The organism is Amycolatopsis sp. (assembly GCF_035276945.1).
Taxonomy (GTDB): Bacteria; Actinomycetota; Actinomycetes; order Mycobacteriales; family Pseudonocardiaceae; genus Amycolatopsis_E.
The window spans coordinates 61434-85391 of sequence record NZ_DATELF010000115.1; the positions used below are offsets into that span (position 1 = coordinate 61434).

Below are 23958 nucleotides of genomic sequence, written 5' to 3' on the forward strand. Positions count from 1 at the left end.
CGTCCGTTTGCTCGACGCGCTCGCGTTCGAGCCGCGCTTGCAATTCGGCGACGGTGACACGCGTCCGATCGTTCACGCGTGCCTTCTGGCGCGTGATCAGCCGGTCCCGTGCGAGCAGCATTACCGCCCAGAGCCGTGGCGTACCCAGAACCACTGCGGCGAACAGGAGCAATGGGCTCACGGCGGTAGCGGCGTGCCAGGTCCCGCAGCAGGTGCTCTCGGATCGCGTGGCGCCTGGCCTCGCGTCAACATTCGGCTACAACGAAGCCCAACTCCGCCTCCACGAGAGCAATGCCCTTACCCACCTCGGGGACACGAAACGAGCGCGCCTCGCTCAGGACCGCGCGCTTGAGCTGGTTCCTGCCGAGGACTTCATGGACCGTGCGTTCACGCAACTCGACGGCGCCGAGTGCCTCGCCCGCGACGGCGATCCAGCGGCTGCCGCCACACAAGCCCTGGACACGCTGGTTGGGCTGACCGACGCGCAGCGGCAAGGCATCATCGATGGCCGAGCGCGGCAGTTGGTCCAATCGCTGCAACGGCCCGAGTTCGAGCCCTTCGACGACCGCGTGCGGCAGATCACGGAGGCGCTGTTCGTCGGCCCGCCAGCCGCGTACGCGCTGCTGGCCTGGGAAAGCGCCGAGCTGGCCGGGGCCGCCTGCTACTCCTTCTTGTGGCCTGCTGTTCGGGTCACACGGTCGCTGTTCCTCAAGGAACTGTACGTCGCGGAAGCGCATCGGCGGACGGGTATCGGCGACCTGCTCATGGACGGCCTGATCGACATCGCCAGGAAGCACAACTGCAGCCGGGTCGAGTGGATGACCGATCTCGGCAACCGCAATGCGCAGGACTTTTACGCGGCGCGCGGCGTGGAGCTCGACAAGACCAAGCTGTTCCATAGGGTTTCACTTCGAAGCGGTAAGGTTAGCTAAGGGACGAGCTTCTCACGCAGCGCGTCGATAAGGCCCACCATCTGTGCGGGCGTGCTTCCTCGATACACCAAGCCTTCCGGGATGTTGTCGGGCAGCTTTCCGCAGTCGAGCAGGAGAATCCGTTCCGGTGCTTCGTTGGCCACCGCGTCGTACTCGATCTGCGTCCAGTACTTCGTCGCGTACACCTCCGTGCTGATCACCAACACGTAGCGGCTGCGCACCCCGTAGGTGTTGGGCAGGACCCTGGTGAGGTTGGTGCCCCACAGCGGCGCGTCCTCCTCGGGCGCGTAGAAGACCTTGAACTCGGTGCGCAGCCGTCGGTGAATCTGCCGGGCCAGCGCCTCGTCCTCTGAGGCGTAGGAGATGGCCAGGTCCCAGTGCAACTCGCCGGGGTCGCGGCCGAGGAACCACTCGCTGAACAGTTTTGGTCCCAGCCGGACGCGGCCGTCCTCGACCCGCAGTGCGCCGATGCTGCGGCCCAGACGGGCGGCCTCGCGATGCTTCGACCAGGGGTGCTCGCGGAGTTGCGCCTGAGTGACGCCCTCAGATGGTAGACGTCGTAGCAGGGTTCGCCCGCCTTCGCCGAGTTGCCGTTCCCACACCTGGAACGTCTTCGCGGCCAAGTCGAAGACTTCGTCGAGCGCGTCCTCCACCGGTGTTCCCTCATACAGAGCCGCCAGCAGGCGCGTCGTGAGCCAGGGGTGGCCGCCGCAGTGATCCATGAGGCTGTCGACGTCGGTGCCAGGTAGGTTGGCGGCCAGTTGCTCCACCGCGGCCCGGTCGAGCGGATCCAGGTAGTGCGGCTCCGCGGTGTTCAGTGGTGGCGACCCTTTGTCGTCGGGGTCGCGAAACGACGCGAGCACCGGACCGCCTGCCAGCAGGATGCCGATGTCGTGGCGCAGGTGCGTGTCGTCGAGCCAGCGCAGAAATGCGAAAAAACCCGGCCCCCACTGGGCGAGCAGGACCTTGTCGGCCTCGTCGATCACTAGCGCGAGTGGCGCCGCCTTCCGGAGCGACATCACCACGTCGTGCCGGGATGCTTGGCTGTGCACGGTTTCCTGTTCGCCTGACACGACGCCCAGCAGCGCGCCAAGTGCCGCCTGCTCAGAGCTCAGATCCCAGCCGCTGACGTCGGTACGCACGAGCCCGCGACCTACGAGATGGGGTGTGAGGTGGCGGGTCAGCGTCGTCTTGCCCGCGCGGCGCCCGCCGATGAGCAGCGTCGACCTGCCCTGGTCCAGCCTGCCTGCCAGACGGGACAGCGCCGCGTCCCGGCCGACGAACAGCTCCTCGGAATAGAAGGGATTCGGCACCCGGTCAGCTCTCCTCGTCCCGGAGCCAGGTGCGGAGCAGTCCGATGTGGACGGTGTCGCTGATCAGCCCCTGCCCCCGTAGCGCCGAGCGGGCCTCGCGCTGTGCGGACGTCGGCACGAACGCCGGGATCGGCCGTCCGAGCGCCAGATTGCGCACGACGGCTTGTTCCGCGGTGGTCATGAGCTGCCACAGGTTGTTACGCAGGAAGAAGCCGATCGCATCGTCGCTGTGCAGGCGGTCCAAGCCGTTGGCCAGGTCGCGCCCGGTCAGTGCCTGCTTGTGCACGCGTCCCCGGCTCGCCTCCGCGGCGATGGTGCGAATCAACGACGGATGCCCGCCCGTCAGCTCGAACAACTCACGGACGAAGTCCCCGTTGATCCGCTCGATCGCCATCGCCTGGCCGATCTCACGCACCATCCGGTCTACCGCGTCGCGATCCAGCAGCGTCACCGGCGTTTCCTGGAAGAACGCGAAGAACGGGTTGGTGCCCGCGGGGCCGAGATCGTTGTCGCGATTGACGCCGGGGCGCAGGTCCGCGCCGACGATCACAACATGACGCCGGTCGCTCTGGGCCAGGGTCCGCAGCGCACCGCTGGCGCGAACCCATTGCCGCGCCGCATGTTCCTCGCCGGGCGAGGGATAGACCCGCTCCAGCTCGTCGAGGATGACCACCAGGCTGGTGGTCGGTCTGCCCTGCGACCGCAGGTGAGCCCGCCTGCTGTCCAGGGCGGCTTCCAGTTCCGTCGTGGTGACCGGCGACGACGGTGTGAACGGCCAATCCTTGTGTTCGGCGCGTCCCCAGCTGTCGAAGGCGGCCACCATGAGGCTGAACAGGCTACGCGGCCAGTCCTCGCGGTGCCGGTCGAACCGCTGGAGGTCGACCGAGCACACCGGACGGTCGACCAGGCGCTGGCGCAGGATGTTGAGCAGGCTCGTCTTACCCACCTTGCGCAGGCCGGTGATCAGGACGTTCTCGTCGCGCCGCAGCGCGCTGCCGATCGTGTTGAGCAAGAGGTCACGGCCGAACAGGAATCGTTCGTTGATCAGCGCGTTCTTCGTGTCGAACAGGTTGTCGCGGTTGCCATAGTCGCGTTCGAGTTCGGTGAGGAACCCGTCGACGCGCTGGTCGGCGTGCGCGGCGCGTAGCGACCGCGCGCTGACCGCGATCACCGGCGTGCCGCTCAGCCGCATCTCGTCCAACGCGATCCGCGCGTGGCGCGGCAGGCCGGCCGTGTGCACGAAATAGCCGAGCTGCCCGTGCGACAGGTTTCGTGCGAACCGGTCCAATTCGGCAGGGCCGGCGTCGTCAGAGATCCACACTGGACCCGGCCACAGTAGCCCCGGCACGCGGTCGTCCACGCGCAGCGGCCGATTCGCGGCGGCGAACGCGTCCCGCACCATCGCCGTCACAGCCGCCTGCCCGGTCACTTCGACACCGGTCGGCGACATCACGGCCGGTTCCCGGCGTGCGCCGACGGCCCGGAGCACACCAGTGGCGAGGACGTCCAACGCCTCCGGCGTGGTCACGTCGAGCCGGATGCCCTGCCGGTCAATGAGTCCATAGGGCAGCCCCGGTGCCACTTCGCCCGGCACGGAGCCGACGAACACGGGAATTACCAGGGCGTCGCGGCGCAGCGCCAACTCGATCTCGCGCTGTTGCGCCTTGGGCATACCGGCGTCGGTGAGCACGGCCAGCACCACGTCGGCCAGGTCCAGTTCCCGTTCGATCGCCTCGCCGACCTTCACACCAGGGTCGACCGACGTCCGCACGGTGCGCACGACCATGCCGTTCGCCTGCAGCACGTCGACCATCGCGCCGACGGCCGGTGTGTCGCGTGCCGAATAGGAAACGAAAATCGCCAGTGGACCGATGGTCTCCTGGATGACCACGCTTCGCTCCGCGCGCCGGGTATCGGGGTGCTCTGGCCGCAACTGCCGCCTTCGGCGGGCGGTTTGGCGGTCGAGCGCCAGGGCTTGATCGCATTCGCCAAGCTGGCGTAGGTCGACAGCCAGGTTGGTCGCGGAAAGCAGGGTGTCGGGGTGGTCGGGGCCCAGTCGCTGTCGGCGGCGATCGAAGGTCTCCGCATCCAGCACCTGAGCCCGCCGACAGTCACCGAGGTGGCGTAGGTCGACAGCGAGGTTGGTCGCGGAAAGCAGGGTGTCGGGGTGGTCGGGGCCCAGTCGCTGTCGGCGGCGATCGAAGGTCTCCGCATCCAGCACCTGAGCCCGCCGATAGTCACCGAGCTGACGGTATACAGCGGCAAGGCTGGTTACCATCGCCAGCGTCGCGGGGTGGCCGGGGTCCGAAGTGCGTCGCGAACCGGAGAGCAGCCGTTCCAGTTCGTTGGCAGCGTGACGCGAATCCCCGTTGTAGGCCAGCCATTGTGCGAGGCTGGCGTGCGTGGCGTACGTGCCGGGGTGGTCCGGCCCCAGAACACGCACCTGGTGCGGGAGCAGTTGTTCCAGCTCCGCGACTGCCTGCGCTGGATCACCTGCCCTGCCTCGCCATTGGGCCAGGTTGTGTCGGGTGGTGAGGGTGTTGGGGTGGTCAGGACCCAGCACGCGACGCTGATCGGCGAGCAGTTCGGCCAGCGCGGCGGCGGCGCCTGCGGGGTCGCCTGCCTCGCCGCGCCATTGGGCCAGGTTGTTGCGCGTGGTGAGGGTGTTGGGGTGGTCAGGACCCAACACGCGACGCTGATCGGCGAGCAGTTCGGCCAGCGCGGCGGCGGCGCCTGCGGGGTCGCCTGCCTCGCCGCGCCATTGGGCCAGGTTGTTGCGCGTGGTGAGAGTGTTGGGGTGGTCAGGACCCAACACCCGCAAACGGTCACCGAGTAGCCGTTCAAGCTCGGCGACCGCGCCGGTGACGTCGCCCGCTTCACCGCGCCAGTAGGCAATGGCGTTGCGGGTGGTGAGGGTGTCGGGGTGGTCAGGACCCAACACCCGCAAACGGTCACCGAGTAGCCGTTCAAGCTCGGCGACCGCGCCGGTGACGTCGCCCGCTTCACCGCGCCAGGTCGCCAACTCCGCCCGGATCGCGAGGGTGCCCAGGTGGTCCGGTCCCGTGCGGGTATACGCGGTTTCAGCGAGCTGACCGAAATAAGCGGCCGCGTCGGCGGCTTGACCGCTCTCACCCAAACTGCGCCCGGCGCGCACGAGCACTGGATGGATTCCATCCCGCCACAGTTCGTCTCCGGCGATCCGGTTGAGCCAGGAGGCGTTCGCGCGCATCACCGAGCCGACCGGTGTGTCCCGCTCGATCTCCGGCCACAGATCCAGCAGCCCGTCCGCCGCCAGCCGCGCCAGCTCGGCCACCCTCGGTTCGGGCAGGCTGTCGCGGGTGGCGCGTTGCACCAGCGGATGCACCAGCACCAGCGGGACGAAGGCATGCTGGTTCAGATCGACCAAGCCCAGTCGTCCCAACCCAGCCAGGCCTGCGCGTGCCTCGCCAGCTGCGATCGTGCGCCCGGTGCGGTCGGTGAGCAGGTCGAGCACCGCGTGTGTCGCGAATAATTCCTGCGGAATGCCGCGGCCGTCCAGCAGACTGGCGATCTCCAACAAGGGACGGGCGACCCCGAGGGATAACCGGTCGGCCCGTTCCATCGACAACGACCAGGTCGCCGCGACCGTTGCCTGGTGCTCGTCGGGCAATGCGTCCGACTCGGGCAGGTAGGGCAGCCGATACCGTTGGTCGGCGAACCGCCTGCGGTACTCGGCGCAGGACATGTGCCGGTCGAGCAGGTAAGCCCCGGCCTGGGCCAGCGCCAACGGGAGATAACCCAGATCGGCGGCCAGCTCCTTGGCGCCGTCGAGTAGTTCCGGCGCCCCGGCCAGCGCGGAGCGCAGATACGACTGCGCCTCCGCGGCGGTGAACAGTCCGACCTCGACCAAGCGGCGCCGGTGGCCGAGCAACGCGGCATCGCGGCGACGCGTAGTCACCAGCACCCGACCGGATGACGCGGAAGGCGGCCACAGCCCCCGCAGGTCCGACGGCACCTGTAGATCGTCCAGAACCACCAACCAACGGGCCGAGGTCTCGGCCAGCCAGGCCAGTAGACGCCGCGCGCCCACCTCCGGTTCAGTGTCCGAAATGCCGGTCAGGTCGGCGATCAACGCCGCATACGCCGTCATGATCGCGTCGCGCGACGCGGCGTTGATCCATACCAACAGGTCGATCGCACCATTGGCCCACGCGCATTCGGCAGCGGCGACAGCGACCTGGGTCTTGCCGGCCCCAGCCAGGCCGGACACGACCGTCGTGGACACGCCGTCGTCAGGCCCGACCTCGTTGAGCACGCCGAGGTCAGCACGGTCCTGGAATGCGCCGGCCAGTCGCGGCGCCACGCCGAACCGGTAGGGCAGCCGACCCGGTGGTCCGCTCACGTGGACGCCGGTTATGTGCCCGGCCTGAACCACCGAACCGGACACCGAACCGGACACCGCGTTGGACGGTGGTTCGAGTTCACGGCTCATCAGCCAATCATCGACCACCGCGCCCCTCTTGTTACGCGTGGTGCCCACGATGTTACCAAACGAGCTGTGTTACCAAACGAGCCGTGTTACCAAACAGGCCGTGTGCACCCTGCCCGGTTGCTCCGCACCGACCGGTGCCGTCGTCGACGAAATCGGCCTTTTACCGGCCTCCGGAACGTAGCCGTGGGTTTCTCCTGTTTGATCGACGCCACCTAAAGGAGACGCGCACCGGCCGTCAGCTCGAAGCCGGACCGCCGACGGCGTCATCGAATTCAAAACGCGACCGGTGTTCGGCACGACGCGATCGTGTCGGATTCACCCGGGTACGAGCCCGTGGCCGGCCGAACACCAGCGCCCGCCGCTCCGCCGACTCAGCGAGTGCCGTATCCTGAATTCGAACTCACGTTCTATGTTACCGTCAAGTTGGGCCAGGACGTGTCACCCGGTCGACCGGCCGACCCCTCGCCGGCAACCAACCCCACGACCAGGCCCCGTGCAAGCCGGCCAGCCGGGAGGAGAACAGCTCGCCGGCGAGCGCTCGCACGGCCAGGACGAGCGGGAACAGTAGCGCCATGCGCCGAACCGGGCCCGACGTGACGCCCGGGATGCGGCGGGCAAGGAAGTGACGGGCTTCATCGTCGCGGTCAGCCACGGTGCGCTCCTTGATGTTTCGGGTATTCAGGTATCGGGAGCCGTGCTCTCCCGCGGAAGCGTCATGACCGAAGTGGGTCGCTGAGCGGCTGACCACGGGAGTGGCGCCAGGCCGTGCCTTGGACAGGCAGTAAGGTGCAGGTGTGCCTGGCGCGGGGTGGGCGCGGCGGTGGGGTGGGCGGCTGCTCGCACTGCCGTTCGGCGGCGCCCTGGCGTTGGCGTTCCCCGCGGCCAACGCTTGGTGGCTGGCCTGGTTCGGGCTGGTTCCGCTCCTGCTGCTGTTCGCCCGCGCAGGCTCCACTCGCGAGGCGGCGTGGCGGAGCTGGTTGGCGGCGGTGGGCTTCTTCCTCACCTTGCACCACTGGCTGCTGCCGCACCTGGGGGTGTTCGCCGTCCCCGCGGTCGCGGTCGCCGGGCTGTTCTGGATCCCGTTTGGCGTGGCCACGCGCGCGCTCATGCGAGGCCCGGTGGCGCCGGCACGCGTGGGCCTGGTCGTGCTGGTTCTTCCGTCGGTGTGGGTGACGATCGAGGCATCGCGGTCGTGGAAACATCTCGGGGGCGGGTGGGGATGCCTTGGGCTCAGCCAGTGGCAGGTGCGCCCGGTGCTGGCGGTGGCGTCGGTCGGTGGGGTGTGGCTGCTCGGTTTCGTTCTGGTCGCCGTCAACGCCGGGCTGGCAAGCGTGGTGATGCCGGACGCCACGGTAGGAGGGCGGCTGCTCGGCGGCGCACTCGCCGTCGTGTTCGCCGTGGCCGCGGTGGGCTACGGGCTGCTGCGTCCCGAGCCGGAGGTGACGGGTCTCGTGCGGGTCGCCGGGGTGCAGCCGGGGATGGTCACCGAAGGGCTCGAGGCGCATCTCCGCTTGACCCACGGTCTTGCCGGGGCGGGCCAGGATGTCGTGGTCTGGGGCCAGAGCAGCGTGGGTCTCGATCCAGCGCAGCGGTCCGACGTCGCGAACAAACTGCGCCAAGCGGCCGAAGCCGCGGGCAGCGATCTACTCGCCAATGTCGATGCCCGTGACATCACCGGACGCATCACGAAATCGACCCACCAGTATCGCTCCGACGGGCTCGTGGCGATCTACCGCAAACAGCGACTCGTACCCTTCGGCGAGTACGTCCCCCTGCGGCCGCTGCTCGGCTGGATCGCCCGCAACAGCGAGGCGGCCAAGGTGGACCGGGCGACCGGAGACGATCTGACGACGCTCCGCGTGAGCGGCACGCTACTCGGTCCGCTCATCTCCTACGAGTCGATCTTTCCCGATCTGCGCCGCGGAGTGGTCCGGCGCGGCGCGGAGGTGACGGTGGTGCAGGGATCCCTCACCACCTTCCACGGCTCCTGGGCCCAACCGCAGCAGGCCGCTTTCGAGGCGGTCCGGGCGGTGGAGTCCGGCCGGACCGCCGTTCTGGTGGAGTCGAGCGGGACCTCCGCCGCCTTCGACGCACGGGGTAGGCAACTGGCGTGGGTTCCGCCTGACGAGCACGGGACGTTCCTGGTCGCCGCACCGATCTACCGGGAGCGGACACCCTATGTGCGATGGGGCGACTGGGTTCCGGGCCTCGCCACCACGGTGACCACGGCCGCGACTCTTTTCTGCGCCGCACGCGCACTCCGCGACTTCGGTCCAGCCATCGGGCCCCGCCGGCCCGGCCTCCTTGAGCGTCGCCGCCCGCGAGGTCGGCGTCGATGATCGAGAGCAGGGCGCGGACTCCGGCGGACCACCCCGGCGCGTCGTGGAACCGCTGCGCGATGATGCTGCGCCTGCTCGCGCGGCGGCGCCGGGAGGATCGCCAGGACTTGGCATGTGCCGCCGACACCGCCATGGCGAGCCCGAGTTCGGCGAGCGCTCTGGGAGCACCCGTCTCAAAGATCGCGAGGACTTCCCGGGAGGTGAGCCCGTCGAGCCTGGAACGGCAGCCCTCGACAAGCCCCACGCCGCGGTGCCGTCGAAATCGAAAAATCGCCGCGAAAACGGCGTACCGTAGAGGCTGTTGAGCCCGCGTTCGCGGCCTATGCGGTCGGCAGGGAGGCTCTCATGGATTACGAAATCTTCGAACTGGGTGACGTCCGGTTGCGGCAGGGTGCCACACTCAGTGACACCAAGCTCGCGTTCAAGACCTACGGCGAACTCAACGCCGGCAAGAGCAATGCGATCGTTTACCCGACGTGGTACTCCGGGCAGCACTACGACAACGAATGGCTCATCGGCGAGGGGATGGCGCTCGATCCGGCGAGATACTTCATCATCATTCCCAACATGCTCGGCAACGGGCTGTCCTCCTCGCCGAGCAACACTCCGGCGCCGCACGATCGCGCGTCGTTTCCGCGGGTGACCATGTACGACAACGTGCGGTTCCAGCACCGCCTGGTGACCGAGCGATTCGGCATCGAGCGGCTGGAACTGGTGACCGGCTGGTCCATGGGCGCCGGGCAGACCTACCAGTGGGCGGTCAGCTTTCCGGACATGGTCAAGCGGATACTGCCCTTCTGCGGTTCGGCGAGGACCAGCCGTCACAACGTCGTGTTCCTCGAAGGCGTCAAGGCGGCGCTCACCGCGGACGCCGCCTACCAGGGCGGCCGGTACGACAGGCAGCCCGACATCGGGCTCCGCGCGATGGCGCGGGTCTACGCCGGGTGGGGTTTCAGCCAGCAGTTCTACCGGGAAAAGAGCTACGAGCGGGACCCGCTGGGGTACGCCTCGCTGGAAGACTTCCTGGTGTCCTTCTGGGAGGGCCTGTTCCTCAAGCGCGACGCGAACAACCTGCTGGCCATGCTGTGGACCTGGCAGAACGCGGACATCGGCGGCACACCGGGGTTCCACAGCCTGGAGGACGCACTCGAGAAGATCCGGGCGCCCGCGATCGTCATGCCGGCCAAACAGGATCTCTATTTCCCGCCCGAGGACAACGAGTGGGAGGTCAAGCACATGCACCGCGCCGAACTGCGAGTCATCCCGGGAGCGTGGGGCCATTTCGCCGGTGGCGGACTCAACCCGGACGACACGAGATTCATCGACGACGGTCTCAAGGAACTGCTCGGCACGGAAGTCTGATTCACCACAGCGTTGGCGTGCGCAGGAGGTAACACTATGACCAGCGCGGAGTATGCGCGGCCAGCTCCCCCGGGAGCCGCGCCGCAGGGGCCACCGCTCCCGCGGGTGGGGGAACCCGCCGCGACCGGCTACGCCCCCACGGCCAGCGGGGTACCGCTGGCGCTGGCCGGATTCGGATTCTCGCTGACGATCCTGTCGTTGGCCAACACCGGCATCGTCGACATGCGAACCGCCACGATGTTCGTTCCGGTCGCATTGGGCACGGGCGCGCTGGCCATGCTCGTCGGCGGGCTCTGGGAGTTCCGGGCCAACAACCTGTTCGGCGCCACGTTCTGCTCGGCGTACGCCTGCTTCCTGCTCACCACGGCGCTGATCCTGCAGTTCTACGGACCGACGATCTCGACCACGGCGGGACCGGCGAATTTCAGCCGCATGTTCGGCGCCTATTTGATCGTCTGGGCGTTGTTCACCGCGATGCTGGCCGTGGGAGCGCGGGTGATCAACGCGCCCGCATTCATCGCATTCGTGCTGCTGGTCGCGGTCTACGTACTGCTGGGCATCGCCAACCTCCTGTCGGGGCCTGCCGCGGTCGCACTCACCAAGGCCGGCGGCTGGGTGGGTCTCGCCGACTCCTTGGCCGCGTTCTACCTGTGCTCAGCCCTGGTGCTCAACGACGTCAGCGGACGGTACCTGTTGCCGGTCTGGCCGAGCAGGCGGACGGCCCGCTAGGGGCCTGTATCGAAGTCGGTCAGAGCCATTCGTTGATCGCGGCGATGTGGACGGTGGCTTCGGAGCGTGCGGCGAGGTCGTAGCGGGTGTCCACGGCGCTCACAGAGCCGGTTGATGCCGCGGTCCACGGCGTGGCGCGTGGCGTTGCTGGTAGAGCTCGGGGTCGACGGACGAGGATCAACCAGCCTCGTATATCTCGGCATTCAGGATTGTCCGCTTCGGCACCGTGCGGCCGCGGTGCATCTTGTCCAAGAGGTCGACGATACTTACCGCGAGGCGGTGGGTGTCTTGGACGACCGTGGCGCGCAGGGAGCTGGTGGCGGTGTCGATCAGAGCTTTGGCTTCCAGCACTCCGTCGACGCCGACGACGACAGTGGCTTGAGTGGCCGGCAAGGACGACGACAGGGCATCAACAGCGCCCAGAGCCATCTCATCGTTGGTGCAGAAGATCGCGTCGAGACGCTGGCGAAGGTCCAGTTGTCGGATATGGGCGCGTACCGCGTCGTAGGCACGAGAACGCACGAAGCCGCAGCTGTCGACAGTTGTGATCACCGCATCCGGCGATTCGCGGCGCAGGGCTTGTTCGCAGCGCTGTTGCCGACTGCTGTGCTCTCGGCTGGCGATGATGAGAACGCGCGGGCGTTTCTTTCCATCCAGGTGCCTGGCCAGCCACTTACCGGCCAACTCGCCGAGTTCGCCCGTATCGTAGCCAACGAACGCACTGTTTTCAGGGTACTCGGACTCCTTTTCGAAGGGCTCGAGATCGGTGAACACAACCGGCAGCCGTGATTTCCGGCAGAACGTCGTCAGGTCGTCGCGGAGTCGGTGTACCTCGCCGGCGATGATGATTCCGCCGATGTAGCCATGTCGCCTGTCGAAGATCCTGCCCAGGTGATGGGATTGCGCGCTTGCGTCATAGTCCCGGTCCGGCACCTTGAGCACCAGGTCGATGGCATTCCGGTCGAGCGCGCTGTGCAGGCGTTGTACGAATGCTGCCACGTAGTATTTCTGGCTGAACGCCGACGTCATCAGAAAAGCTCTCTTCGAGCGTCTTCGGACAAGACGAATCGTTAAGATCGCTGCCCAGGAGATCGCTGCGACGCTGCCGGAAGCCAGGACGAACCACACGACCATGGCGCCTTCCGAGACGCCGGTCCGAAGTGCTTTCAAGATCGCGGCCAGGATAAGGCCGCTCACGACAGAGGTCACCACGGCGAACCGCACCGGCATTCGATCCCGGTCAAGCCGCACCATCGGCAGTTCCCTCCGCGAGGTGACTTTACTCGCGGGAGATCCTACTACTGGCACCGATCGGCCGTGAGAGCTGTGTGGAAAAATGTTTCGCCGCCTATGAATGGATTCCAATGCCGCTGATCGAGCGTCACGGCGAACGCACTGTCACGCCAACAAGCGGACGGTGGAGGGCCCGAAGGACACGTCGCTGCCCGGCGCGCGCTGATCTCCGCCGATCAGATCAGCGGGGCAGGTGGGGAAAATTGCCGGTGATGCCGTAGTAGGCGATGATACTGTGCGCGCCGGCGTCGGTCTCAACCGACAGTTCCCGGTACCGGCGGTGGGCTTCTTGGAACGCGCACACGGCCCCGCGGCACTCGGCGGTCACCTGTCGCATCAGCTGTGCCGACGCGCTGCCAACGACCGCGTCCTCGTAAACTCGTTGAGCGGCCTACAGCTCGCCGCGCGGAGATCGGCCATGACCCGGGTTGTATATGTGCCGCCCCGCGCCCCCTGCCGTAGACGGTCTCCCACCACCGCGCCGACGTCTCACCTGACGACCGGCGCGTGTATCTCGACATCCACGGCGGTGCCTGGACCGTGGGCAGCGGGCAGATGTGCCACCTGGTCTCCACGGGCACCGCGGCGATGGTGGGAGCCAGGGTGTGGGCGGTCGACTACCGGACGCCGCCCGATCACCCCTTTCCTGCCGCACGGGACGACTGCCTGGCCGCCTATCGGGCCCTCCTACGACAACGCCGCCCCGAGGAGATCGTCATCGGCGGCAGGTCGGCGGGGGGGCAACCTTGAGCCCGCCGCAAGCCGACCCTGAATCGCGCCACGTATCACGTGCGACCCATCGGGACGAAAATCGTGGCGACGCGCCGCGGACGCGCACGCGGCGAACAGCCTGTCCTCGTCCCACCCGGAGACGAGCGGGGCGGCCACCAGCGGTGACCGCCCCGTCCGGTCGCGCACGGGTCAGCTCGTCCAGCTGTCCACCAGCGCCTTGTTCTGCTGGATCCACTCCTTCACGGCGTCCTGCTCGTGCCCCTGGCCCTTCTGCCGGATCAGCAGTTCCAGGCTGCCCAGCTGGCCGGAGTCGAGCTTGAACTTGGACAGCCACCTGGCCAGTTCCGGGTGGCTGGAGCCGAACCCCTTGGCGGCGATCACCTGGACCTGGTCCGGCTGGCCGAACGCGCCCTTCGGGTCGGCCAGCGGCTTGAGCGGGAACTGGGTGAACGCCCAGTGGGGCTGCCACAGCGTCACCACGATCGGCTTCTTCTGGTCGATCGCGGTCTTCAGGTCGGCCAGCATCGCCGGGCTGCTGCCGGAGACCAGCTGGTACTCACCGTTCAGGCCGTAGGCGGGCATCACGTTGTTCTGGGTGAGCCGCATCAGGCCGGAACCCGCCTCGATCCCGACGATCTGCCCGCCGAACTCGCTCGCGCGCGAGGCCAGGTCGGCGATGGAATTGACGTCGTTGACGTAGCTGGGCACGGCGAGGTCGTCGGTGGCCGGCTGGTACCAGGTGGTCTCCACCTCCAGCTTGTCGCCGAACTTCTCCCAGTAGGTCTGGTGGGTGTTCGGCAGCCACGCGTCGAAGTACAGGTCGACCTGCTTGTTCGCCACGCCGGTGAAGGTGCTGGCGATGTCCAGGCTCTGCACGTTGACCGTGTAGCCGTGCTCGCTGAGGATCTCCTTCCACAGGTAGGTCGCGGCGGTGTCCTCGTCCCAGCCGGCCACCAGCGACACGCTGATCGTCTTCGAGTCGCCCGAGCCGGAGCCGCCCACGGTCGCGGTCTGCCCGCTGCATCCGGTGATGGCCGTCAGGGCGACGGCAAGGCCGGCGGAGACAAGCACACCCGCCCGTCGACGCGATATACGCATTTCACCCAACTCCCGTCTTCAACCTGTTGTGGAGAGTTCCGCGGTATCCGGAGCCGCCTCGATGGATGCGGCGGTCGCGGCACGCGGGCGGCCGCCGCGGCGGCGCCTCGGCCGGGCGAACGCGCTGGTCGCCCGGTCGAGGAAAATGGCGAGGAAGACCGTGGCCAGCCCGCCCTGGAAGCCGGTGCCCACATCCAGCGTGCTGATTCCCTTGACCACCACGGCGCCCAGGCCACCGGCGCCGACCATGCCGGCGATCACCACCATGGACAGCGCCAGCATGATCATCTGGTTTACACCTGCCATAATGGACGGTAGGGCGAGCGGGATCTGCACCTCGCGCAACAGTTGGCGCGGCTTGGCGCCGAACGCCCGCGCGGCCTCCACGACCTCGGCGTCCACCTGCCGGATGCCCAGCTCGGTCAGCCGCACCGCGGGCGGCACGGCGAACACGGTGGTCGCCACCACGCCGGGAACCGTGCCGATGCCGAAGAAGAACACCGCGGGGATCAGGTAGACGAACACCGGTAGCGTCTGCATGAAGTCCAGCACCGGCCGGACCGCGACGCTGGCGATCCGGCTGCGTGCCGCCCAGATGCCGACCGGCACGCCGATCAGCACGGCGATCATCGACGCGACCACCACCACGGCCAGCGACTGCATCGCGTCCGTCCACAGCCCCATGCCCTGCACCAGCAGGAAGGCGATCAGCGTGAACACCGCGAAACCCCAGCGGCGGGCCAAAAACGCGATCACCGTGAACACACCGGTCACCACGAACGGATGCGGGGCGGTCAGCACGAACAGCACCCCGTTGATCAGGTGCACCATCACCCAGGTGACGAAGTCGAAGAACGCCCCGAGGTGCGCGGTGAGCCAGTTGACCGCGTTGGCAACCCAGACGCCGATGTCGATCCTAGGCATGGACCACCTTCCTCGGGTCGGTGAGCGCGGCCAGCATCGCGGCGCGCGGCAGCACGCCGAGCAGCTTCCCGTTCCCGTCAATTACGGCCAGCGGCACGATTCCCTTGTCCACCAGCGAGAACAGTTCGGACAGCGGGGTGTCCGAAGTGGCGCGTTCGTACTCGTCGCACAGGCACTCGCGCAGCGAGGAGTCCGACTCCGTGGCACGGGCGAGCAGGTCGTGCCGGGCGACGCCGAGCAGCCGCCCGTCACCGTCCACCACGTACGCGCCGACCGCCTCGATGTTTCCCAGCAACCGCAACACGTCCCTCGGATGGTCGGCCTCGTTCGCCAGCACCAGCGGCTCTCTGACCACCGCGCCCGCGGTGAGCACCCGGGAACGGTCCACATCGGACACGAAGTCGGCGACGTAGTCGTCGGCTGGTGCTGACAGGATCTCCGCGGCGGTGCCGGTCTGCACCACCCGCCCGGCGCGCATCACCATGATCCGGTCCCCCAGCCGCATCGCCTCGTTCAGGTCATGCGTGACGAACACGATGGTGCGGCGCAGTTCGTGTTGCAGGCGCAGCAGCAGGTCCTGCATCTCCCGGCGGATCAGCGGGTCCAGCGCGCTGAACGGCTCGTCCATCAGGAGGATCTCCGCGTCGGTGGCCAGCGCGCGGGCCAGGCCGACCCGCTGCCGCATGCCGCCGGACAGCTCACCGGGGAAGGCGTCGGCACGGTCGGCGAGCCCGACCGTGCGCAACGCCCAGTTGGCGCGTTCCAGCCGCTGCGCGGCCGGCACCCGGCGCACGTGCAACCCGTATGCGGCGTTCTCCAGCACGGTGCGGTGCGGAAACAGGGCGAAGTGCTGAAAAACCATGTTCACCTTGCGGTTCCGCAGATCGCGTAGCTCGCTGTCAGTCAGCGCCGCCACGTTTCGGCCATCCATGCGCAACTCGCCGGAGGTGGGCTCCACAAGCCGGTTGAGCATCCGCAACAACGTCGACTTACCGGAGCCCGACAGGCCCATGATCACGAAGAGCTCACCGGACGCGACGCTGAAGCTCACGTCGTCGATGGCCACCACTTGCCTGCTCCCGGACCGCGAGCCCCACCGCGACGCCAGAAGGCGGCGGGAGGGTGCTGACTCGTGGGATGGGCCGAACACCTTGGTGAGCCGGGCCGCTTCGATCACCGGCTCGCCGGCCGACGTCCGTGGGCGGACGGGTTGACGCTCGGTCTGCGCGGGGGTCGTCATCGCCGCTCCATGAGATCGTCTGTTTCATATTGCGCGACAGTCTTGCTACGTGAGACGTACGATGCGTCATTGATAGCGCAGTGTCAATACTGGACGGCGAATCGGCACGCGGGCAGAGGGAGGTGGGTTCGGGTTTGGAGGTACCGGGAGCAGTACCGGGGCCCGCTCGCGGGCGACTGGCTGCCGGGGTGTTCACTCAAGGTACTGTTTCAATATGGTTAACAGTCGCGCTTCGCGGGACGGGTCCGTGCAGTCGGTGGATCGTGCGATTTCGATCCTCCAGGTGCTGGCGCGCCTCGGAGCGGCCGGCGTCACGGACATCGCCGCGGAGATCGGTGTCCACAAGTCGACCGCGTTCCGGCTGTTGGCCACCCTGGAGTCGCGGGGACTCGTCGAACAACACGCCGAACGCGGGCGGTATCAGCTCGGCTACGGCGTGGTGCAACTCGCCGCCGGCGCGGCCAACAAACACAACCTGTCCATCCTCAGCCGCCCGGTTTGCCGTGAGCTCGCCGAGGCAGTGGGTGAGACGGTAAACGTCGCGATTCACGACGGGCGCAACGTGATCAGCATTGATCAGGTCCTGGGCAGCTCGGCGGTCACCACCATCAACTGGGTCGGGCAGCACACGCCCATGCACGCCACCTCGGCCGGCAAGGTGTTCCTCGCGAACATGCCCCCCGAGCAGGTCGGCGCGATCTTGACGGAGGACCTGGAGCGCTACACCCCGCACACCGTCGTCGAACCGGCCTTGCTCAGGCAGCAGCTGAGAGCGGTCCGGGACCGGGGTTACGCCGTCACCGTTGAAGAGCATGAGATCGGACTGGCCGCCGTGGCCGCCCCGATCCGCTCACTCGATGGCCAGGTGGTCGCCGCTGTGGCCGTCTCCGGCCCCACCTTCCGAGTGAACGAGCAGACGATTCCGACTGTCGCCGGGCACGTGGTAGGGGCAGCCGCGAAGATTTCCCAGCGCAATGGCTACCCCAAACGGGGGTGACGTCATCCGATGGTTTCGTCGGTCGCAGGAAATCATCGGCGACTTGGCTGAGCCGGCGTTTCCCGGAGGCGGTCATGCGTCGACGACGAGGTTCTCCCGTGGCCAGGAACAACACAAGAGGATCTTGTTCTGGCTGATTTCGCGAGGACGGATCCCACCCTTGTGCCGCATGTCCACTGAACCGGACACCAGGGTCGTCTTGCACGTTCCGCAGAGGCCCTCCCCGCACGAAACCGGCAGGCTGACACCGGCCCTCATCGCCGCGGCAAGGACCGTGCTGCCGCGCTCGCAGGGGATCGTCCGGCCGGAACGGGTGAACTCGACGGTGAACCCGTCGTCCTGTTCCGGCGACCCGGCCGGCCGCCCATCGTCGATGTCCGAGACCGTCGGCGCGGCGAAGTCGAAGCTCTCCTGGTGGAAATGATCCAGGTCGAAACCGAGATCGGACACCATCGTCCGGACAGCGGACAGGTAGGGCGCCGGACCGCAGATGAAGATCTCTCGTTCGAGCAGGTCCGGCGCGATCTGGCGCAGCATGTCGGTGGTCAGGCGGCCGCGGTGGCCGGTCCAGGACTCGGTGGCACTGTCCTTTTCGCACACATGTGTGACGCGGATGCGCGGCGAAGTCGCGGCGATCAGCTCCAACTCGCCGCGGAAGATGATGTCGCCGGGTGTCCGGGCACAATGCACGAACTCGACGTCGGCCGGGTACCCCAGGTCGTACATCGTGCGGGTCATCGTCATGAGCGGCGTGATCCCGCTGCCACCGGAGAGGAAGAGATACTTCGGGGCGGGGTGGTGCGCCCAGGAGAAGCGGCCCAGCGGCCCCCGGACGCCGACGGTGCGGCCGGGACGCAAGTTGTCGTGTAGCCAGTTGGAGACCAGCCCACCCGGCACCCGCTTGACGGTGATCGCGAGTTGGAACGGGCGCGTCGGTGCCGAGGAGATCGTGTAACAACGCTCCACGGCCGCACCGTCGATATCCAGTGTCAGCGTGACGAACTGACCCGGGTCGTGCCGGAACATCCGCGGCTGGAGACAGTCGAAGGCGAAGGTCGAGACGTCCGGAGTCAGCGGCTGGATGTGCCGGCACACCAGGACCGGGTCGGTCTGGTCATCCCAGATCGGGCGGGGAGCCCAGGCCGGAAGAGTGTCGATCATTGGGCGAGAAACACCTTCAGGCGCTTGTGGTACCAGTTGACGAAGGCCTCGACCTGATACTCGGTCGGGCCGTATGGTCCGGGCACGTACGCGGGGCTGCCGATTCCCTTGTGGGCCCGGGCGACCAGCGCCGCGTCCTGCTCGTTGGTGGCCCGCCAGACCTTCGTCAGCCGCTCGACGTCGTAGTCCTCACCCTCCACGGCGTCGGAATGGACGAGCCACGTCGTGCGGACGAGCGTCCGGTCCGGTGCGAGCGGGATGACGGAGAAGGTGACCGCGTGGTCGGCGAGCAAGTGGAACCACGCATTGGGCTGGGTGTGCATGGCCAGGCGCCCCAGCCGTGGAGTCGGAAAGTCGGCCAGCAGCCGGGAGCAGGCGGCACGCCCGTCCAGGGTGTACGACTCTCCTGCCGCATCAAGCGGTTCGCGCTCGATGCGGAACCCGGTCGCTCGGTTGTCGAGCTCCTCGATGGCCTCGTAGGGCAACCGGAGGGCCGAATAGGTCGCCCGCGCGTTCTCGGTGGCCTTGACGAAGCGATCCCACGCCGGCTGCAGGGTCGGCGGGACGGTCTCCCTGGTGTAGCCGTAGATCGGGAAGTAGCAGGCTGAGAGCTCGGGGTGACCCGAGCAGTGGTAGCACTCCCGATTGTTCTCCAGAACGAGCTTCCAGTTGGCGTTCTCGACGAGATCCACCTGGGCCGCGACCTTCGCGGTCGCGAGCCGGTGCGGGGCGAGGTACGGCTCGACGCGGGGCGCGATCTCGTCGAAGTCCGCTGGCGGCTCGTCGGCCAGGCAGATGAACACGAGGCCGGCGAGGGCGCGCACGTGCACGGAACGCAGTCCGAAGCACGAGGGGTCGAATCCCGGCGCCTGGGCCTCGGCGTGCAGCAGAGCCCCGTCCATGCCATAGGTCCAACGGTGGTAGCCGCAGACGATGTTCCCGACCGAGCCACGGTCCTCGGTGAGGACGCGCGCGCCGCGGTGGCGGCAGACGTTGTGAAAGGCGCGCACGTGGTGGTCGTCGTCACGCACGAGGATCACCGAGTAACCGCCAAGCGTGACGGTCACGTAGTCGCCCGGCTCGGGAAGCTCGGCCTCGGCGGCCGCGAACAACCAGTGCCGGCCGAAGATCGCTTTGATGTCGAGGTCGAAGACCTCGGCGCTGGTGTAGAACGCGGCAGGCAGGCTGTAGCCAGGGGCGCGTCTGGCGACAAGATCGATCAGGGGATCGGCGGGTGCCGTGACTTTCATCTTCACTCCGGGCATGGCATCGATCACGACCGTTGGGACCACTTGACTTGTATCGTATTATGAAACAGTTTTGCTATGCGCAACAACATGATGAGCCCTGAGGCTCCGCGGCGTCAAGAGGTTCGGGTTGGCAGGAGGCGGAGGTGAGCCGGCTGGCGCGGTCATGACCTCCGGCGGCCGCCGTCAGGCCTTGCCGGCGGGCCGCTGCTTCGCGAAAGCAAGCTGTCCGAGCATGTATTCCATGGCATCGTTCATCTTTGTCCGCCAAAGTTCCACGGCGGCCTCGCCGTCACCGTCGTCAATGGCGGCAAAAATCGCGCGGTTGTCCCGCAGGATGGCGTCGATCGGGTAGGCGTAGTCAAGCCCCATGACGGCGATGAACATTCGCAGATGCTCGGCGAGAACTTGCAACATGGGGGCGATTCGCACAAGCCCGGAAGCCGCGGCGATGGCGTTCTGGAATTCGATGTCCGCCTCACTGGTTCGGTAGACATCACCGGTCGAGGCATGCTGTTCCAGCACGTCAAGGGAACGAACCACCGCCTGGCGGGCACCCGGCGACCATCGGACGGCCGCGCGGATCACCAGGGCTCCCAGGGAGCGTCGGGCGGCGTAGGTCTCGACCACGTCGTTCGTGGTCGGTATGGGAACCACGGCCGCACGTCCGGTCGCGATGGTGAGCAGCCCTTCCCTCTCCAACAGGCGCATCGCCGACCGTACCTGGCCTCGAGTCGTTCGCAGCTGCCCGGCCAGATACCGTTCCGTGATACGGTCACCGCCCGCGAGCCGGCCGTCCGCGACACCTTGGCGGATCGCCGTGATGATCTCGTCGGCGAGGGCTCGTTCCGGCCCCGGGTGAGACATCGCCGATCGGGCGCCGAGCCCGTGGACCCTATCCGGCGCGGCCGTCGTGGACACCACCCAGGCGAACGTCCGGCGGGGATTTCTGGCCCACTCGCGTATTTCGTTCTCCAGGTCCTGCAGTAAGCGGGGCGAGACGAATGTTCCCCAGTTTTCAAACAAGGAGAAGAGCGAGAGCCACTCGTCGACATTACGGCAGACCCTTCGCACGACGACCGCGGCGGGCATTGGCGTCTTCTCCGACGCGACGGCCATGACCGTTGCGTCCGGGTCGGCCGCGCTGACCACCTTTTCCCAGAAAGAGTTCGCGTTGGTGGGTGCGATTTCCGGGATTCGATGGCGGATCAGGTCAGACGCCAGGACCGTGCGCAGTGACCGCCGCATCCCGGGGTCGACATGTGCCGGTATGGCCGATTCCGCGGGTCTCGTGGGTGCCTTGAGTTGACAGGCGAGGACGGCATACTCCGAGGTCACCAGGAGACCGAGGAGGCGCGGTTGACGCCCCTCGGTCTTGGCCGCGAGGTCCGCGATCAACGGCGTACTGGATCTCATGGGTTCCCACGCGCGGGCCACATATGACTGGCTGATGGCGAGGCTTTCGGCGATCGAGCGACTCGACCACTTGGTGGTGGGCATCCACAGCGGCGCGGTGAGAATGGCGTGCCGCACCTGCTCCATCGTGCGCCGTCGTCGGGTGGGCCGGCTCAGCCGCTCTGTACCGCCTGCACGGTAAAGAGCGGTCCACTTCGCGGCGGTCTGCCTGGTGACGCCGTGCTTGCGCGCGGCATGCGTCGGGCCGAGCGACAGCGTGTCCCGTACGAGTCGCGCGCGCAGTCGTACCGACTCGTCGGGATCCCGTGCCAGGTCGTCAAGCGTCGGACTGCTCATCTCGCTCCTGGAGACCGGTGGTCAAGAGTGTAACTCGGTGACTCGCGATCGGTCCGACTTTCGCTGCGGGGACTTCCGAGTCGGCCGACGCCGCCGCACGCTTGCCAGAAACGACCGCCCGCCGTTCCTGGAGAGACACATGCAGTCCGCAGACCCTCTGATGAGTCCCTTCACGCTCAAGAACATCACGCTTCGCAACCGGATTGTCAGCACCTCGCACGAGCCCGCATACAGCGAGGACGGACTGCCCGGCGACCGGTACCGGGCCTACCACGTCGAGAAGGCGAAGGGTGGGGTCGGGCTCACCATGATCGGTGGCAGCGCGATCGTCAGTCCGGACAGCGCACCGGCCTTCGGAAATCTGCAGCTGTTCAAGGACGAGGCGGTCCCGCTGCTGCGCCGCCTCTCGGACGAAGTACACGAACACGGCGCCGCGGTCATGACACAGTTGACCCACCTCGCTCATCGCACCAGCAACTACACCCACGACTGGCTTCCCGCCCTGTCGGTCGGCGCGATCCGCGAATCGGCACACCGGGCGTTCACCCGGCCGGCCGACCGGTTGGATCTCGATCGCATTGCCCGTGACTTCGCGGACGCCGCCCTCAGGTGCAAGGAAGGAGGGCTGGACGGCGTCGAACTCATGGCCTACGGGCACCTGCTGGACGCTTTTTGGACGCCGGCCCGGAACCGCCGTGAGGACTCCTACGGGGGCTCCTTCGACAACCGCATGCGTTTCCCGCTTCAGGTCGTCCGTTCGATACGTGCCGCTGTTGGCGACGACTTCGCGATCGGTGTTCGGATGACCTTCGACGAGGGCCGCGCCGACGGTCTTCAGCCCGATGAAGCACTCAAGATCGCACACGCACTGACCGCGGCCGGGATCGATTTCATCAGCGTGATCAAGGGATTCCTCGACACCGACGCCGAGTTGGCCCGTGTGATTCCCCCGATGGGCACGCCCGCGGCACCGCACCTCGAGTTCGCGGGATGGGTGAAGAAGAACGTCGATGTCCCGGTCATGCATGCCGCCAGGATCGGGGACGTGCCGACCGCGCGGTACGCGATCGCCGAAGGACTCGTCGATCTGGTGGGGATGACGCGAGCGTTGATCGCGGACCCGCACCTGCCCAACAAAGTGGCCACCAAAGCGGCGGATCAAATCCGGCCATGCGTGGGCGCGAGCATGTGCATCGACGGTATCTACACCTCCGGGTCCGCCTACTGCGCCCACAACCCATCGACCGGCCGGGAACTACGCCTGCCGCATCGAGTCGCGAAGGCGGCCGAGCCGAAGAAGGTCGCGGTCGTCGGCGGGGGGCCCGCGGGCCTGGAAGCCGCCCGGACTCTCGGTGAACGAGGGCACGACGTTGTTCTGTTCGAGGCGAACCCGCGTTTGGGCGGCCAGATCGCGCTCGCGGCGAAGTCACCGCGACGACGCGACCTGATCGGAATCGTCGACTGGCGGATCGACGAGTGCAAGCGGCTCGGCGTTCATCTCGAGCTCGGCCACTTCGTGGAACCGGAGGAACTCGCTCACGCGGGCTTCGACACCATCGTGATCGCGACAGGTGGACTGCCGAACGTCGAAGTCGCCGAAGGCAGCAGGCTCGCGATCGACACCTGGGACATCATGTCGGGGGCGGTCAAGCCCCGTGGGGACGTGCTCGTCTACGACGACCATGGTGGGCACCAGGCGCTCGACGCCATCGAGGTCCTCGCGTCCACGGCGGCCTCGGTCGAATTGGTCACCCCCGAGCGGACCGTCTCGCCCGATGTCGGCGCGCTGACGATGGCCGGCTACCTGCAGACGCTGGCCGATCACGACGTCACGATGACCCCCGCGCATCGCCTCACCCGCCTCGAGCGAGCCGACGGACGGCTGAAGGCGACCTTCCTGGTGGACGGCGCTCGCCGGGCCATCGAACGCTACGCCGACACGATCGTGATCGAGCACGGAACCCTGCCCGTCACCGAAATCTACGACGCTCTCGTGGACGCCTCGGTCAACCAGGGCGAGATCAATGTCAAGGAGCTGCTGGCACTGTCGCCCCAATCATCGGTTCACAACCGGGACGGCCAATTCCGCATCTACCGCGTCGGTGACGCGGTGAGCAGCCGCAATATCCATGCGGCCGTCCTCGATTCCTTCCGCCTGTGCAGCGCGATTTGATCCTCGGAGGTGAGAAAGATTTCCTGCCCCGGATCTTTCGACGTGGCCGGTGTGCCGGGTTCGGATCGAATTTTTGACCGTGTTTTCTGGTGGCGGGGACGGGGTCGGTGGATCAGCCGGGTTCAGGGCCAGTGCGCGGTGTACTCGGCCCGGGCGTCCCGGTCCCGCTCGAGGTCTGAGCGTCCACAAGGCCCA

At 67.4% G+C, this 23958-nt stretch carries 17 protein-coding genes and 2 pseudogenes; 7 read left to right on the top strand and 12 right to left on the bottom strand.

The features are described from left to right. Window positions 1-212: 212 nt before the first annotated feature. On the top strand, window positions 213-932 hold the full coding sequence (locus VJT49_RS20835) for a GNAT family N-acetyltransferase (RefSeq protein WP_324166541.1): 720 nt from the start codon (window positions 213-215) through the stop codon (window positions 930-932). On the opposite strand, the gene VJT49_RS20840 is transcribed toward VJT49_RS20835, so the two are convergent. Together VJT49_RS20840 and fxsT are read right to left on the bottom strand one after the other, a co-directional pair. Next, entirely contained in the window at window positions 929-2245 is a 1317-nt protein-coding gene (locus VJT49_RS20840; RefSeq protein WP_324166542.1) for a TIR domain-containing protein, read from the bottom strand. The two genes, VJT49_RS20835 and VJT49_RS20840, sit on opposite strands and share 4 nt — an antisense overlap. Window positions 2246-2249: 4 nt before the next feature. Continuing rightward, complete coding sequence (gene fxsT / locus VJT49_RS20845; protein ID WP_324166543.1) at window positions 2250-6716, bottom strand: FxSxx-COOH system tetratricopeptide repeat protein; 4467 nt, start codon at window positions 6714-6716, stop codon at window positions 2250-2252. A 794-nt stretch (window positions 6717-7510) separates the two neighbouring features. On the opposite strand from fxsT, the gene lnt reads away from it, so the two are divergent. Next, complete coding sequence (gene lnt / locus VJT49_RS20850; RefSeq protein ID WP_324166544.1) at window positions 7511-9055, top strand: apolipoprotein N-acyltransferase; 1545 nt, start codon at window positions 7511-7513, stop codon at window positions 9053-9055. Between the two features lie 28 nt (window positions 9056-9083). Here the strand turns inward: lnt and VJT49_RS35355 are convergent. Beyond that, window positions 9084-9311 (bottom strand): annotated as a pseudogene (locus VJT49_RS35355) (transcriptional regulator); the annotation flags it as partial. Window positions 9312-9400: 89 nt separating this feature from the next. Here VJT49_RS35355 and VJT49_RS20855 point away from each other — a divergent pair. Beyond that, window positions 9401-10417 carry an alpha/beta fold hydrolase gene (locus VJT49_RS20855; RefSeq protein WP_324166545.1) on the top strand — a complete coding sequence of 339 codons (1017 nt, stop codon included), beginning with the start codon at window positions 9401-9403 and terminating at the stop codon, window positions 10415-10417. Between the two features lie 36 nt (window positions 10418-10453). After that, window positions 10454-11146 (top strand): acetate uptake transporter, encoded by a 693-nt coding sequence (locus tag VJT49_RS20860; protein ID WP_324166546.1) that lies wholly within the window; start codon window positions 10454-10456, stop codon window positions 11144-11146. A gap of 177 nt (window positions 11147-11323) precedes the next feature. Here the strand turns inward: VJT49_RS20860 and VJT49_RS20865 are convergent, their stop codons facing one another. After that, window positions 11324-12400, bottom strand: coding sequence for a sugar ABC transporter substrate-binding protein (locus VJT49_RS20865; RefSeq protein WP_324166547.1), 1077 nt, complete (start codon window positions 12398-12400; stop codon window positions 11324-11326). 220 nt (window positions 12401-12620) lie between these two features. Continuing rightward, on the bottom strand, window positions 12621-12767 hold the full coding sequence (locus tag VJT49_RS20870; RefSeq protein WP_324166548.1) for a hypothetical protein: 147 nt from the start codon (window positions 12765-12767) through the stop codon (window positions 12621-12623). A 179-nt stretch (window positions 12768-12946) separates the two neighbouring features. Between VJT49_RS20870 and VJT49_RS20875 the strand changes: the two genes are divergently transcribed. Beyond that, window positions 12947-13189 (top strand): alpha/beta hydrolase fold domain-containing protein, encoded by a 243-nt coding sequence (locus VJT49_RS20875; RefSeq protein ID WP_324166549.1) that lies wholly within the window; start codon window positions 12947-12949, stop codon window positions 13187-13189. 171 nt (window positions 13190-13360) lie between these two features. Here the strand turns inward: VJT49_RS20875 and VJT49_RS20880 are convergent, their stop codons facing one another. From VJT49_RS20880 to VJT49_RS20890, 3 genes are read right to left on the bottom strand one after another with little or no spacing between them, the layout of a single operon-like run. Continuing rightward, window positions 13361-14269, bottom strand: a complete 909-nt coding sequence (locus tag VJT49_RS20880) for a glycine betaine ABC transporter substrate-binding protein (RefSeq protein WP_324166550.1) — start codon at window positions 14267-14269, stop codon at window positions 13361-13363. Between the two features lie 18 nt (window positions 14270-14287). Continuing rightward, window positions 14288-15193, bottom strand: a complete 906-nt coding sequence (locus VJT49_RS20885) for a proline/glycine betaine ABC transporter permease (RefSeq protein ID WP_324166551.1) — start codon at window positions 15191-15193, stop codon at window positions 14288-14290. Further along, window positions 15186-16433, bottom strand: a complete 1248-nt coding sequence (locus VJT49_RS20890) for a betaine/proline/choline family ABC transporter ATP-binding protein (RefSeq protein WP_324166552.1) — start codon at window positions 16431-16433, stop codon at window positions 15186-15188. The genes VJT49_RS20885 and VJT49_RS20890 overlap by 8 nt, the downstream gene beginning before the upstream one ends. A 214-nt stretch (window positions 16434-16647) precedes the next feature. Between VJT49_RS20890 and VJT49_RS20895 the strand changes: the two genes are divergently transcribed. Beyond that, window positions 16648-17430: an IclR family transcriptional regulator gene (locus tag VJT49_RS20895; protein WP_324166553.1), complete on the top strand. Its 783-nt coding sequence runs from the start codon at window positions 16648-16650 to the stop codon at window positions 17428-17430. 72 nt (window positions 17431-17502) lie between these two features. Here VJT49_RS20895 and VJT49_RS20900 read toward each other — a convergent pair whose 3' ends face one another. From VJT49_RS20900 to VJT49_RS35360, 4 genes and pseudogenes are all read right to left on the bottom strand, one after another. Continuing rightward, on the bottom strand, window positions 17503-18591 hold the full coding sequence (locus tag VJT49_RS20900; protein WP_324166554.1) for a hybrid-cluster NAD(P)-dependent oxidoreductase: 1089 nt from the start codon (window positions 18589-18591) through the stop codon (window positions 17503-17505). Next, a complete protein-coding gene (locus tag VJT49_RS20905; protein WP_324166555.1) occupies window positions 18588-19841 on the bottom strand; it encodes an aromatic ring-hydroxylating dioxygenase subunit alpha in 1254 nt (417 codons plus the stop codon). Before VJT49_RS20905 ends, VJT49_RS20900 begins: the two co-directional genes overlap by 4 nt. 183 nt (window positions 19842-20024) lie before the next feature. Then, a complete protein-coding gene (locus tag VJT49_RS20910; RefSeq protein ID WP_324166556.1) occupies window positions 20025-21086 on the bottom strand; it encodes a GntR family transcriptional regulator in 1062 nt (353 codons plus the stop codon). A gap of 309 nt (window positions 21087-21395) precedes the next feature. Beyond that, window positions 21396-21590, bottom strand: a pseudogene (locus VJT49_RS35360) (helix-turn-helix domain-containing protein); the annotation flags it as partial. A 160-nt stretch (window positions 21591-21750) separates the two neighbouring features. On the opposite strand from VJT49_RS35360, the gene VJT49_RS20915 reads away from it, so the two are divergent. Continuing rightward, window positions 21751-23763, top strand: a complete 2013-nt coding sequence (locus VJT49_RS20915) for an FAD-dependent oxidoreductase (RefSeq protein WP_324166557.1) — start codon at window positions 21751-21753, stop codon at window positions 23761-23763. Window positions 23764-23958 lie beyond the last annotated feature (195 nt).

Bases quoted from the DNA above. Each gene is read 5' to 3' on its own strand.
- fxsT (WP_324166543.1), bottom strand. From the start codon at position 6,716: ATGAGCCGTGAACTCGAACCACCGTCCAACGCGGTGTCCGGTTCGGTG.
- VJT49_RS20855 (WP_324166545.1), top strand. From the start codon at position 9,401: ATGGATTACGAAATCTTCGAACTGGGTGACGTCCGGTTGCGGCAGGGT.
- VJT49_RS20860 (WP_324166546.1), top strand. From the start codon at position 10,454: ATGACCAGCGCGGAGTATGCGCGGCCAGCTCCCCCGGGAGCCGCGCCG.
- VJT49_RS20865 (WP_324166547.1), bottom strand. From the start codon at position 12,400: ATGGTGCGGCTTGACCGGGATCGAATGCCGGTGCGGTTCGCCGTGGTG.
- VJT49_RS20880 (WP_324166550.1), bottom strand. From the start codon at position 14,269: ATGCGTATATCGCGTCGACGGGCGGGTGTGCTTGTCTCCGCCGGCCTT.
- VJT49_RS20885 (WP_324166551.1), bottom strand. From the start codon at position 15,193: ATGCCTAGGATCGACATCGGCGTCTGGGTTGCCAACGCGGTCAACTGG.
- VJT49_RS20890 (WP_324166552.1), bottom strand. From the start codon at position 16,433: ATGACGACCCCCGCGCAGACCGAGCGTCAACCCGTCCGCCCACGGACG.
- VJT49_RS20895 (WP_324166553.1), top strand. From the start codon at position 16,648: ATGGTTAACAGTCGCGCTTCGCGGGACGGGTCCGTGCAGTCGGTGGAT.
- VJT49_RS20900 (WP_324166554.1), bottom strand. From the start codon at position 18,591: ATGATCGACACTCTTCCGGCCTGGGCTCCCCGCCCGATCTGGGATGAC.
- VJT49_RS20905 (WP_324166555.1), bottom strand. From the start codon at position 19,841: ATGAAAGTCACGGCACCCGCCGATCCCCTGATCGATCTTGTCGCCAGA.
- VJT49_RS20910 (WP_324166556.1), bottom strand. From the start codon at position 21,086: ATGCGGCGGTCACTGCGCACGGTCCTGGCGTCTGACCTGATCCGCCAT.
- VJT49_RS20915 (WP_324166557.1), top strand. From the start codon at position 21,751: ATGAGTCCCTTCACGCTCAAGAACATCACGCTTCGCAACCGGATTGTC.